Annotated in this window: 12 protein-coding genes; 4 read left to right on the forward strand and 8 right to left on the reverse strand. The window is 50.6% G+C overall.

Features of this window, described 5'->3' with window-relative positions:
- Positions 1-326: 326 nt before the first annotated feature.
- The 3 genes from rnpM to EL645_RS18905 form a co-directional block, all read right to left on the reverse strand.
- Positions 327-698: an RNase P modulator RnpM gene (gene rnpM / locus EL645_RS18895; protein WP_126551941.1), complete on the reverse strand. Its 372-nt coding sequence runs from the start codon at positions 696-698 to the stop codon at positions 327-329.
- Between the two features lie 21 nt (positions 699-719).
- Positions 720-1,961 carry a transcription termination factor NusA gene (gene nusA / locus EL645_RS18900; protein ID WP_126551942.1) on the reverse strand — a complete coding sequence of 414 codons (1,242 nt, stop codon included), beginning with the start codon at positions 1,959-1,961 and terminating at the stop codon, positions 720-722.
- Between the two features lie 297 nt (positions 1,962-2,258).
- The gene (locus EL645_RS18905) at positions 2,259-2,783 is read right to left on the reverse strand and encodes a DinB family protein (RefSeq protein ID WP_161977483.1); all 525 of its coding nucleotides are present in this window, start codon (positions 2,781-2,783) and stop codon (positions 2,259-2,261) included.
- Positions 2,784-2,960: 177 nt separating this feature from the next.
- Here EL645_RS18905 and EL645_RS18910 point away from each other — a divergent pair, with 177 nt between their 5' ends.
- The 3 genes from EL645_RS18910 to EL645_RS18920 all read left to right on the forward strand — a co-directional run bounded on the left by EL645_RS18910 (position 2,961) and on the right by EL645_RS18920 (position 5,604).
- Entirely contained in the window at positions 2,961-4,109 is a 1,149-nt protein-coding gene (locus EL645_RS18910; protein ID WP_126551944.1) for an acyl-CoA dehydrogenase, read from the forward strand.
- 123 nt (positions 4,110-4,232) lie between these two features.
- Positions 4,233-5,108 (forward strand): class I SAM-dependent methyltransferase, encoded by an 876-nt coding sequence (locus tag EL645_RS18915; RefSeq protein WP_161977484.1) that lies wholly within the window; start codon positions 4,233-4,235, stop codon positions 5,106-5,108.
- Positions 5,109-5,127: 19 nt separating this feature from the next.
- On the forward strand, positions 5,128-5,604 hold the full coding sequence (locus tag EL645_RS18920) for an ATP-binding protein (protein WP_126551946.1): 477 nt from the start codon (positions 5,128-5,130) through the stop codon (positions 5,602-5,604).
- Positions 5,605-5,614: 10 nt separating this feature from the next.
- Here the strand turns inward: EL645_RS18920 and EL645_RS18925 are convergent, their stop codons facing one another.
- The 5 genes from EL645_RS18925 to EL645_RS18940 all read right to left on the reverse strand — a co-directional run bounded on the left by EL645_RS18925 (position 5,615) and on the right by EL645_RS18940 (position 11,327).
- Positions 5,615-6,925, reverse strand: a complete 1,311-nt coding sequence (locus tag EL645_RS18925; protein WP_126551947.1) for a hemolysin family protein — start codon at positions 6,923-6,925, stop codon at positions 5,615-5,617.
- 316 nt (positions 6,926-7,241) lie between these two features.
- A complete protein-coding gene (locus tag EL645_RS18930) occupies positions 7,242-9,287 on the reverse strand; it encodes a (Fe-S)-binding protein (RefSeq protein WP_136625242.1) in 2,046 nt (681 codons plus the stop codon).
- A gap of 279 nt (positions 9,288-9,566) precedes the next feature.
- Positions 9,567-10,121: an electron transfer flavoprotein subunit alpha/FixB family protein gene (locus EL645_RS41135; protein WP_218031916.1), complete on the reverse strand. Its 555-nt coding sequence runs from the start codon at positions 10,119-10,121 to the stop codon at positions 9,567-9,569.
- Positions 10,122-10,153: 32 nt separating this feature from the next.
- Positions 10,154-10,531 (reverse strand): hypothetical protein, encoded by a 378-nt coding sequence (locus EL645_RS41140; RefSeq protein WP_218031917.1) that lies wholly within the window; start codon positions 10,529-10,531, stop codon positions 10,154-10,156.
- 10 nt (positions 10,532-10,541) lie between these two features.
- On the reverse strand, positions 10,542-11,327 hold the full coding sequence (locus EL645_RS18940; protein ID WP_126551949.1) for an electron transfer flavoprotein subunit beta/FixA family protein: 786 nt from the start codon (positions 11,325-11,327) through the stop codon (positions 10,542-10,544).
- Between the two features lie 516 nt (positions 11,328-11,843).
- Between EL645_RS18940 and EL645_RS18945 the strand changes: the two genes are divergently transcribed.
- Positions 11,844-12,800 carry an aldo/keto reductase gene (locus tag EL645_RS18945; RefSeq protein WP_126551950.1) on the forward strand — a complete coding sequence of 319 codons (957 nt, stop codon included), beginning with the start codon at positions 11,844-11,846 and terminating at the stop codon, positions 12,798-12,800.
- Positions 12,801-12,865: the final 65 nt, after the last annotated feature.

The following is a 12,865-nucleotide window of genomic DNA, read 5'->3' on the forward strand; positions in this document are numbered from 1 at the left end:
CTCGTTGGTGCAGTGCCAGGCGAATATCAGTCTGCGCTCTCTGACGTAGAGCTATGGTTTATATAATCATAGCTAATCGCTCCGCAAACATTCGCTTACAGCTGCCCTGTATACGAGGGGCTGTGTCTCTATCAAGAGTAGAGAAAAAACGAAACATTGTTCAATCCTCATCTAACCCGGAGATCAGATGCCAGTATTGAAAACTCTATCCTCCCAACGAGGATAGTGACAATAATATATACCATCTCAGTATAGCTTACTGGATAGATCATTGCAATATCATGTTACTAGCTTAAAAGATGAGTTTGCTCATTTCTAACGCAAATTCATGATTTTGTCTCTGCTATCTTCTTGCGACCTGCTGGTATTTTTGTTGTTTTTGCCTCAGATGGCTGAGGATCATCTTTAGGCAGGGTCGCGATGTATTCATCTAGAGCTGCCCGATCTTCCTCGGGAATCGCGGTTTCGAAGACCTGTTCGAGACGATGTTCTTTTAATGCTTTCTGCCAGCAGGAGAGTCTGGCGCAGAGATATGCTCCCCGCCCAGACTTTTTTCCGGTTGCGTCGATCAGGACCCGACCTTCGGGAGTACGTACGACGCGTAAAAGTTCGCGCTTAGGTTTACTTTCTCGGCAGGCGATACACGTGCGCAATGGAAGATGTTTTTGCTTTTGTGGTTGTTTACTTGCTGACTTCACGCTACGCTCACTCCTCCCTAACTAATATCGATCGTACCCATATCCTGAATGGCTACCATGGCGACTACCCCGCTCACTGCGTCCTCCGCGGCGTGCGCCATTGTCTCCTCGCTCATGGCGTCCCGAAGAACGCTCTGGGCGCTCGGAGCGCTCACGTCGTGGGTAAGGGGTGCCGCTGGGAGCCTCCGCCATCTCGCCGATTGGCTCTTCGAACACTTCACCTTCAGCAGGTTTGGTCACATCGACCCGCCAGCCAGTCAATTTCGCGGCCAGGCGAGCATTCTGCCCATCTTTTCCGATAGCCAGGGACAACTGTTTTTCTTGTACTGTGACCAGGGCGGTATGATCATCTTCGCGCAATTCAACCTTGAGAGGCTTTACCGGGCTCAAAGAATTAGCCACAAAGGTTGCTGGATCAGCACTCCACTGGATGATATCAATTTTTTCATCATTGAGCTCACGTACAATATTATTGATACGTGAACCGCGAACACCGACGCAGGAACCAATTGGATCAAGCCCTTCCTGGCGCGCGACCACTGCCACTTTCGAGCGGCTACCTGGTTCACGAGCAATAGCTTTGATCTCAACCGTCCCTTCATAAATTTCTGGAACTTCAGACTCAAACAAGCGCCGTACCAGATCACGATGGGTGCGAGAAACCAGGATTTGCAGCATTCGACCCTGCACGCGGCGAACGTCATAGACCAGTACACGCAGGCGTTGGCCAACGCGGTAGCGTTCTGTCGCCACTTCTTCGCTGGGTGGCATAAAGCCTTCGACTTTATCAACCTGGTCCAGGTCGAAATCTAATAGCCAGCCACGGACAGGATCTTTGCGGGTCAGGGTACCCAGGCGAATTTCTCCAATCCAGTTCTTAATCTGGTCATAGAGATGCTCATGTTCCGCTTCACGAATACGTTGCAGAATTACCTGTTTTGCAGTTTGCGTTGGAATACGTGCGAAAATGAAGGATGAATCAACGTCAACGAATTGCCCGAGAGCTGCGTTGGGGATGAGACGTTGTGCCTCTGCCAGAGAGATCTCCTCGTTGGGGTCTTTAACCTGGGCAACCACTTTTTTAGACGCCCAGACATGGACTTCCCCGTTTTTATCCACTTCGATGCGGACGTTTTCGCCGCCGCCGAAGCTTTTCCGGTAAGCCGCTAATAGGGCGGTGGCCACGGTTTCCATTACCACTTCGCGGGGTAGTCCCTTCTCGGCAATTAGTTGTGCGATAGCCGCCTGAAATTCGCTCCTCATATGCCATGCTCCTCCCGCTGGCGCCCGGTAATAACTACATCATTTTTTCGAGTGCAAAAGAAAAAAAGTCTCTGGCAAACAGAAAAGTGGGGCCTGCCCACTTTTCTTTAAATGTTTACTCAATTCTGTAGCTATTATATCACGGAATCAGTCGTATGTAAATGAGATTACAAGCTTGCAGTATCCGTAGAGATAAGCGCGAGTAATTATTATATCATTTTTGTGGTGTGTGTTGCCTGGGGTACTAGAGCAGCAATTTGCTCTGATATGATTGCCTCAGGTAATGGAATGGATCGCTTATTGGGCTACGCGTAGACCGGTCCAGTAGAGGGCTGGTTTGAGCATGTCATTGATGTGCTCTACACTATGCTGATATGTCTTGGTGATTGCCCAGCGTAAGGTTACTTTTCCCCACACCGTGGCGCGCTTCTCTTCCCAGGCGGTGGCATCGATCTCCTGGAGTAGCGCTATCTGTATTGCCCGCTGTGCCTGGAAGTGTTTGAGTGCAGCCTCAATCTCAGGCTGTTGCGACCAGGCCGCCTCTTCATCTTGTGCCAGCGTTTCAAAGGCCGCATAATGCGCGATCAATGCATCATCCTGTTCTGCGTAAACTGCGCGATCGGTGAGCCAGAGCCGCATATTGGGGAGAACTACTTTCTCTTCTTGAAATTGTAGATGGAAGATATTGCGCGCAACCGACCAGCTATCGGGATGGCGCGGTGAGACGCTCAACAACTTCTCCACTGGTATCTGTTGGGCTGCCCAGATAAAGTCATCGCAACTCGTTTGTAGAAGATGGGTAAAATGTTGTGCGTAATTCATAAAAATCATATCCTATTTATAGTTTATTTCGTACTTCTAGCCAGTTCATGTTAAAAGGCTGCAGATCGTCTATTAGTATAGTAACACATCTTGATAAGGTGATCATTAATCACGTATGCTATACTTCTATATAGATATATGAACCCTCTATTGAGCATAATCAAAGGAGTCTATGGTATGGCTGTGTCTCATGTCATCGAAGACGAACGAGCACTAATAGATGCAATTCGCGAAATCGCTCAAGAGCGTGTTGCTCCTCGTGCAGCAGAGATAGATCATAGTGGAGAATTTCCCTGGGATATGAAAGAGTTGCTGGCTCAGCAAGATATTCTGGGAATGCCGTTCCCTGTTGAGTATGGCGGCATAGGAGCCAGTGAGCTGGCGATTGTCATGGCCATTGAGGAACTATCACGCTGTTGTGCTACGACAGGCTTGCTGCTGGCGGTTCAACAACTCGGTAGCCTTCCTATTCATCTGTTTGGCACTCATGAGCAGAAGCAAAAATATTTCCCTCGCCTGGCTACAGGTGAATGGCTGGCTGCCTTTGGGCTGACCGAGGCTGGTTCTGGCTCTGATGCTGCGGCCATGACCACCACCGCTGTCCGTAAAGGCGACAAGTATATTTTGAATGGCTCGAAGCGTTTTATTACCAATGGAGGACTGGCCCAGGTAAATTCAGTATTCGCCCTGACCGATCCTTCTAAAGGAACGCGTGGCATCAGTGCCTTTATTGTTGAGAAGGATTTCCCAGGTTTCTCGGTCGGACGCATTGAAGATAAGATGGGCATCAAAGGCTCCCAGACAGCGGAACTGATCTTCAATGACTGTGAAGTACCGGTGGAAAATCTGTTGGGGCGCGAAGGAGATGGTTTTAAGCTGGCAATGATGACCCTGGATCGTACTCGTCCTGGTATTGGTGCTCAGGCGGTCGGTATCGCTCAAGGGGCCCTGGATCTGGCTGTGGGTTACTCCAAGCAGCGCGTGCAGTTCAATAAGCCAATTGCTGAGAATCAGGGCATCCAGTTTATGCTGGCCGATATGGCGACTAGTGTTGAGGCGGCTCGCCTGATGGTCTATAACGCGGCTGAGATGATTGATGCTGGCGCTAAGAACTTTAGCAAATACTCCGCCATGGCCAAAATGTTTGCCTCGGACGCGGCTATCTCGGTCACCAACGATGCTATTCAAGTCCTGGGTGGTTATGGGTACATGAAGGAATATCCGGCAGAACGGATGATGCGCGATGCCAAAATCACCCAGATCTATGAGGGCACCAATCAAATCCAGCGCCTGGTGATTGCTCGCTCATTGTTGACTGAGCTGTAGTGACCAGGGATGGGAATATTGCTCATCAATTGATCATATTATAGGGTGGGAAGACGGGTGCAGCTTTGTATGCACCCGTTCTTTCTCTCTACAAGAGCAGAGAAGCGAGAAAGGCAACCATTGATGTCATCATTATCTTTTGATGCTATCGCCCACCTATACGATCAGACGCGTGGCTATCCCGATGATGTGGCCTCTCAGGTCGCGCAGGCAATTAGCAAAAAGGCTCACGCCAGGGCACACACTACCTTCCTTGAAGTTGGAGTGGGGACTGGCCGTATTGCCTTGCCCATCGCTTCGTTGGGATGCAATTATACCGGTGTAGATATTTCTGAGAAGATGCTGGCTCGCTTACATGAAAAGGCCCGTGCCGATGGCTGGTTGGAGAAGAAGCAAGCCTGGGGGAGCCGGGCGGATGAAATAGCGCAGCGCGCGGTTTCAGTACGGCGCTTTCATCGTCCTGGCAGCACCTCTACCTTGCGCCTGGTAAGCTCTGATATCAAGAATTTACCTTTTCATGACTCTGTTTTTGATATTGTAGTGGCGGTGCATATTTTTCACCTGGTCGATGGTTGGGAGAAAGCCGTGGAAGAGGTGGTACGTGTGATTAAACCAGGTGGACGGCTCCTCCACTGTTGGGATACTTATGAGCACTCGGCGACCCAGAGTATTACAAATAAATGGCGCCAGATTGTCAGGGAACTTGGTGGAAAAACACAGAGTCCAGGTGCCTCGATCCCGGTGGTAAAGCAATGGTTTCAGCAGCATGGTTTTCAAACCATTGATGAGCAGGCTTATATCTGGAGACAACCAATGGTGCCCCGCGTCACCCTTGACTTTGTTGCTAAACGTTACTGGTCCAGCACCTGGTCAGTTGATGATGATATTTTTTCAGCTTCTATTGAAAGATTACAGACCTGGGCCCAGGAGTATTATGGAGACCTGGATAAGGAATATATGCAGGAACGCCATTTTATGATCAGTACCACGTTTGTCTAGCCGGGGCTTAGATCAAATTATGGATATGTGTATTTTTATCGGTCTGCAGGCCTCTGGCAAAAGTACGTTTTTCCGTACCCACTTTGCTGCTACCCATGATTATGTGAGTAAGGATCTGTTGCGCAATAATCGGCGTCCAGCGCGCAGGCAGCTCCAACTGGTAGAAGAGTCACTGCGGGCCGGCCATTCTGTCGTCATTGATAATACCAATCCCACTGTAGAGGATAGGGCTGAACTGATTGCCCTTGGTCATCAATATCAGGCCCGGGTGTTAGGTTATTTTTTTGAGTTGCAGGTGAAGCGCAGTTTACAATGGAATGCTCAACGCACAGGCAAAGCGCGTGTACCTGATATTGGTATCTACTCTATTCTCAAAAAAATGACCCCTCCTCTTTATAAGGAGGGGTTTGATAAGCTCTACCAGGTTCAGGCACAAGAGGGATTCCACTTTGCTGTGTTTCCCTGGCCCGAGGACGCCATTGATGATGCCCCCTGAGCAACCTTTATCAAAGAGGACGAATCAAAACCTTATCGATGCGGCGGCCATCCATATCTACCACTTCAAACACAAAGTTATCTATCGTCACCTTATCGCCACTCTTGGGAATGCGTCCCATATGGGTTAGCAGGAGACCCGCCAGGGTATGGTAATTGCGATGCTCTTCATCCTCCTTCAGCGGCATCCCGATCTTCTTGCGTACCACTTCGTGGTCGGTCATCGCATCTACCAGCCAGCTACCATCCTCGCGCTGTAGCATGGCATTATCCTCGGGCTGGTCATACTCATCCTGAATTTCTCCCACTAATTCTTCCAGCACATCTTCCAGCGTAACCAGGCCGGTAACCTGGCTGTACTCATCGATGACCAGGGCGAGATGAATGCCTTTACGCCTGAAGGTTGTTAGTAGATCATCTACATGCTGGAACTCAGAGATAAAAAAGGCTGGACGGGCCAGGGCGCGTATATTCACCTCTTCATCTTGCTTATTGTCGGCTCGTGAACGTAGCAGATCTTTAGCATAGAGGACGCCTACTACATTATCTAACTCATTCTCGTACACTGGTAGGCGCGTATAACCCGAGCTCATAAATTTTTCGATGACTTCAGAGAAAGGGGTGTGGACCTCGATCGCTACGATCTCTGTCCGTGGCATCATCACACTGCTTACCGTGCGATCGGTAAAGCGAAAAACGCGATTGATGAACTCTTCCTCCTCGGATTCTACCGTTCCACTAACCGTGCCTTCGCGTGCCAGATAGACGATATCTTCTTCAGTAATGATCTCTTTTGTTCTCTTATACTGCCCAAGCACGCGTAGAATCAAATTAGTAGAAATGGTGAGCAAGGCAACAATGGGACCAGCAAATTTGGATAAGCGATCCATGAAAGGAGAGACTGCCAGGGCAATTTTTTCAGCCGATTGCAGGGCCAGCCGTTTGGGAGCCAGTTCACCCAGCACCAACGAAAAATAGGTGATAAACACGACCACGATGCCAAGTGCTATGGTATCGGCATAGGGCCTCAGGGTTGGAAAAGTGGCAATCCATTGTGAGAGAGGGGCGCTAACGCTGGCGCCACCAAACACAGAGGCCAGCGTACTGATCAACGTCATACCAATCTGCACGGTAGCCATAAAGCGATCAGGGTTTTCTGACAACAGTAGAGCCTGTTTGGCGCTTTTCTTGCCAGCATCAGCCTGTTGCTGTAACCGACTGCGACGCGCAGAGACAATAGCGATTTCAGAGGCTGCAAAAAAACTATTGGCCAGAATCAATGCAAAAATAATGATTATTTCAAAACCGGCAACACCATTCATCTTTCATCACCCTTTATTTTATTTGCTCTATTCATCACCCGCGATGTTAAAAATATTGCTTTCAGTGTACATCGAAACCAGAGATTGTAAAGTACAGGATAGTTATAATACGTTCCAATGGTTGAGAAAAGATAAAATGGCTCGGGCGTGCGCATGCGCGCCCGAGCCATTTTACATATATGGTGCAGCAGGCGTGCCAGGCACGCCTGCTGCACCATATATGTAAAATGGAAATTTGTGCTCAGGCAGTCTGTAACACATAATAAACAGATGCCGGGCGCGACAGCACCCGGCATCTGTTTTACTGATAACCCTGCTATTTTGTCTCGATCGCACGAGCAATAATCTCAGAGATATCCTCAACCTTCATTTTCTCTTCGGCCTCAACCCCTTTGACACCATCTTCAAACATGGTAATACAGAAAGGACAGCCAGCGGCCAGCACTTCCGCATTGGTTTCCAATGCTTCGTTGACACGTGTCTGATTGACGCGCTTGCCCACCTTCTCCTCCATCCAGACGCGACCGCCACCACCACCGCAGCAGAAGCTCTTATTGCGGTTACGCTGCATCTCTGTCACGCCGTTGCTATTCAAGACCGTCAGGACGCGCCGTGGCTCGTCGTAGGTGTCATTGTAGCGTCCGACATAACAGGGATCGTGATAGGTCAGCTTGCGCTTATCAAAGCCTTCCAGCAGCTTCAATTTCTCTTCGGCCATCAGTGAGTCAATGAAAACCGTATGGTGGACGACCTCATAATTGCCGCCCAGTTGCGGATATTCATTTTTAATGGTATTGAAGCAGTGCGGGCAGGCAGTAATGATCGTGCGATGTTTGTTCGTGAGCGCCGTTGCGGTCGCCACTGCTGTCGCGGCCTCTGTCTGTTCCTTATCGCCATCGCCATTGCTGGTAGCTTTCGTATTAAAGCCATAGCCATTGAGGGTCTCAATGTTCTGCATGGCCTGCATCTGCCAGAGATACTCATTACCGATACGGCGCGCGGGATCGCCGGTACAGGACTCTTCTGGTCCCAGGATCGCAAAGTCAACGTTGGCAGCTTTTAAGACCTTGGCCACCGAGGTTGCTACCTGCTGGTTACGGCGATCAAATGATCCCATACAGCCTACCCAGTAGAGTACCTCGGCCTCAGGATTTTCTCCCAGCAGAGGAATATCCAGGTCGGCGGCCCACTCAGCACGTTTGTCGTTGCTGATCTCCCAGGGATTGCCGTTGCGCTCGATATTATTGAATAGCGAGGTAACTTCCTGGGGGAAATCGCTCTCTTCCATCACTAACGAGCGGCGCATATCTACAATCTTCGGCACATGCTCGATGGAGACGGGACAGATTTCCATGCAGGCCATGCAGGTGGTACAGGACCAGAGCGCCTCCTTGGAGATAATGCCTCCGACCAGCGGCTCATGATGATCTTCTTTTTCTTCCGGCGTTTTATCAGCCGAGATGCCAGCAACTCCCAGTCTGTTATAGATTGAGTCCTGGCCGAGGATCTCGCCACTGCGTACGAAGAGTGCCTCTTTAACACCCAGAATAATCTCTTTGGGGTAGAGAGGTTTGCCTGTATTTAAGGCCGGACATACGGTGTTACAGCGTCCACACTCGGTACAGGCATAGCCATCGAGCAGCTGCTTCCAGGTAAACTGCTCCACTTTTGAGACACCGTAATCTTCACGATCCTCCAGGTTCTCAATTAAAGGCAGTTCGCCCTTGGGCCTGTAGCTGCGGAAGAAAACATTGAACGGCGTCGCCATCAGATGCAGGTGTTTGGAGCGCGGTAGATAGATCAGGAAGCCAAGCACGGTAAGCATATGTAGCCACCAGAAGGTGCGATATGCTATGACATTGGTGCCCTGGCTGGCGTGACCAAGCAAAGGATAAAGGAATGCCCCGATGGGGGTCCAGGCCGCGCCGTTACTGGCCGCGTACTCAAAGCTCTCAACCAGCGCCAGTGTCAGAATGACCAGAAGGATCAGGCCTAGAATAATAAAACCATCCCATGGACCATGGAGAGAACTGTTGAGCTGCTTGGGGCGTACAATGCCACGGCGAATAGCAAAGACGATCAAGGCAAACATCACGAGCACGACAAATACATCCAGAACGATCGCAAAGATGCGATTATCGCCTAGGAAAGGTAAGGAGCCATTGAATGAGCCCAGAATTAAATTCAAGAGGCCAAACTGGATCAGGATAAAGCCCCAGAATGTAAAGAAGTGTGCTATACCCGGAATTGGATCGCGTAGTACACCGCTTTGTCCCAGCACAACCTTAAAGAAAGCACCGACCCGATCATTCATATGATCGGTACGGTTCTCGGGACGAGCTTTTTGCAGCAGGGTAATCAATTTACCTGCCCGTATTCCGAAGAGAACCAGGGCTGCCACAAAAAGTAAGACAAAGAGCGTGGTACCGAGCCATCCCCGGTTGGCGAAATTGCAGGGGGAGTCATATGTGAACCTCCGTTGGTTGGGGCATCGTAGGTGCGGCCTTTATGGCCGTTTTTACCAACTATGTGCCCTGTTTGAGGATGCGTATCTATGGATACGTTAAACGAAAGAAACAGGAGATACCATGGATGCCGTGATCAGACCATCCATGGTATAACTGTTGTTTCGCTTAGCGCCTCAGGCTTTCCGGCGTTTGATTTCGTTGGTGAGCTGGGGCAGGATGGATACGGCATCGCCGATCACACCCAGGTCGGCGACCGCAAAGATGGGTGCATGCTCATCTTTGTTGATCGCGACAATATATTTTGACCCCTTCATACCTGCCAGGTGTTGAATCGCTCCGCTAATGCCTGCCGCCACATAGAGCGTCGGCTTCACGGTTTTTCCGGTTTGTCCTACCTGATAACTATAGGGCAACCAGCCAGCATCAACAATGGCGCGTGTCGCTCCGGGGGCACCATCCAGGACTGCTGCCAGTTCTTCAACATAATGGAAGTTCTCGGCTTTGCCCAGGCCACGGCCGCCGCTGACGACTACATTTGCATCTTCGAGTGCCGGCCCCTCGCTCTTGACCTCTACGGTCTCGAGGACCTTGATAGTCTGAGCTGCCGCGCTCACAGTTGCGTTGATGGTTTCAATCTCAGCGCTACGTCCGCTATATTGCTCAACTCCAAATGCCTTTGGTCGTGTCAGGACAATGCCGGGCCGCTGCTGCGTAAGTGTGGCTGTCACCACGGTCTCACCACCCCAGGGTACGGTTACCTTTACTCCATCATCCCGAGTGCCAGGTCTGTGGCATCGGTGATCAGGCCCATACCGCTACGCACGCTTAAGCGGGCGGCGATATCGCGCAGATCATAGGTTGTTGGTAGCAAGATCAGTGTAGGTTGATACTGTTGGAGGAGCTGGCTGACCGTCTCTACCGCTGGCAGGGTCAGATAGTTATCATAAACCGCATCGGAATGGACATAGACCTTTTCGGCGCCATACTCGCCCAGTGTGGGAGCCACCGCGGCGGCTGCACTGCCCAGAACGACAGCTTCAGCGCGACCAAGTTTAGCGGCTTTGCCCAGTACTTCCAATGATGAGCGTACCGGGGCGCCACCCTCCAGCTCTACCAGAACCCAAATAGTATTTGCCATAATCTACCTCCTAGAGTAACTGGTAACGCTGTAGAAACTCTGCAATCTGCTGAGCGGCGTTGCCATCGTCTTTGATGATTTGACCAGCGGCGCGCGCCTCGGCGGTGCCAATGGTCAGCACTTGCTCACGTGCTCCAGCCTCACCAACCTGCGAGGCTTCCAGGCCCAGGTCAGCCAGACTCATCTGGGTGTACGGCTTCTTTTTTGCTCCCATAATACCCTTCATGGTTGGATAAATAGCCTCGAAGGAGCCACTGGCGATAGTAATCACCGCGGGCAGAGAGCTTTCGACGGTTTGATAACCTTTGGGGATGACGCGTTTGATGACAGCTTTCTGGCCTTCGATATTTACTTCGCGGGCGAAGGTCAATTGTGGGATACCCAGGAATTCTGCGATGCCACCGGGCACCATACCGGTATAACCATCTGTGCTCTCAGTGGAGCAGAAAACCAGGTCAGCGCCTTCTTTTTTGAGGGCTGCGGCCAGTACACGGGCGGTACCGACTGCATCCGAGCCAGCCAGTGCGGGATCGGTAATCAGGATCGCGCGATCCGCTCCCATGGCCAGGGCTCTGCGCATAGCTTCTTGCGCGCTGGCTGGACCCATACAGAGTGCTACCAGTTCGCTGTTGCCAACCTTGTCGCGTAGTTTGATCGCTGCAGAAATTGTGCTTTCATCGCCAGGATCTAAGACAAGTGAAACGCCACTGCGTACAAGTCGTTTCGTATTAGGATCAAGTTTACTTACATTAGTATTTGGATCAGGTACCTGTTTTATGCAAACAAACATCTTCATTGTATATCGCCTCGTCTTCTGTTGTGGTGGACGTAGGATATAAGAGAAACTACATTGTTCCCCGAGCTATCTTATTGTACCTGTCAAAAAAATAGAGTGTCAATATAACTGGCTAACAGATCCCCAATGTTATTCGACGGCTTTTCCTTTGCTGGTAGATAAGAAGCGTCTGTAGTGCACTCTTTAGTTATCTTCTTATATATATAGCAGATTTTTGCAGGTGTTGACCAGCGCGACAGTATGGCGTCGCTTCTTTTATTGCTATTGCCGCCTGCGGCGGCGGTTGGGGTTTATGTGGTGGGAAGTGTGCGGCGGCGGCCGCACACTTCCCACCACATAAACAAAGAATGAGAGGGGGGTCCGTTCGTGCGTTTGATGGTGATGTGTCTGTGTTCTGGTATCAGCAAGAGGAAGCTCTGCGGTTGCTGGGAGGGTGTTTGCGGCTTATGCATTGAATGCGATAAGATAAGGTGGATACGGAAAGATGGAAATAAGTAGTTTGTTGATGGAGGAAATATGCAGACAAGACATTTTGGCAATACTGATATGGAGATTACGACGCTGGGTCTGGGTACGTTTGCCCTGGGTGGCGAAGGCTGGCCCGCCGCGTGGGGTCCACAGGACGACAATGAATCGGTTGCTACCATCCATCGGGCTCTTGAGCTTGGCATTAATTGGATCGATACCGCCGCTGTCTATGGGTTTGGCCATGCGGAGGAGATTGTGGCTCGTGCCTTGAAAGGTCGTAGTGAGCGCCCATTTATTTTTACCAAGTGTTCGCGCCGCCCTACCGGGGATGGGAAGATCCAGGGTAGCCTGAAGGCTGCGTCTATTCGTGAGGAGGTCGAGGAGAGCCTGCGTCGTCTGCAGGTTGATGTGATCGATCTCTATCAGATTCATTGGCCTAACCCTGATGAGGATATTGAAGAAGGTTGGACTACGCTGGCGGAGCTAAAGGCCGAGGGTAAGGTACGCCATATTGGTGTCTCCAATTTCAATGTCAATCAATTGGAGCGCGCCTACAAGATTGCGCCGGTGAGCTCATTACAGCCTCCTTATTCGTTGCTGCGGCGCGATATCGAAAAGGATGTGTTGGATTTTTGCTTGCAACACAATATCGGCGTGATCGTGTATTCGCCAATGGCCTCGGGCCTGCTAACCGGTAAGTGGAACGTGCAGCGTGTACAAAACCTGCCGGATACCGACTGGCGCAAGCGTAGCGCAGATTATCAGGAGCCGCGTCTCTATCGTAATCTCGCGCTGGCAAAGTTACTGCAGACGATTGGACATGGACATGGTCGCTCTGCTGGCGAGGTAGCGATTGCCTGGACCCTGCGCCATCCCGCTGTCACGGCCGCGATTGTGGGTGGCCGCCATCCCGGACAGGTGGATGAGATCATTGGTGCCGGTGATTTTCGTTTAAGTGAGCAAGAGATCGCTCAGATCGAAGATTTTGCGCAGAAAAATCAGTAGCGTGACAGGGCCGTGGGAAGCATAATATTCCACGGCCTCCTTATATTTAGAAATATTCTATATAT

It is taken from the genome of Dictyobacter kobayashii (assembly GCF_003967555.1).
GTDB lineage: Bacteria > Chloroflexota > Ktedonobacteria > Ktedonobacterales > Ktedonobacteraceae > Dictyobacter > Dictyobacter kobayashii.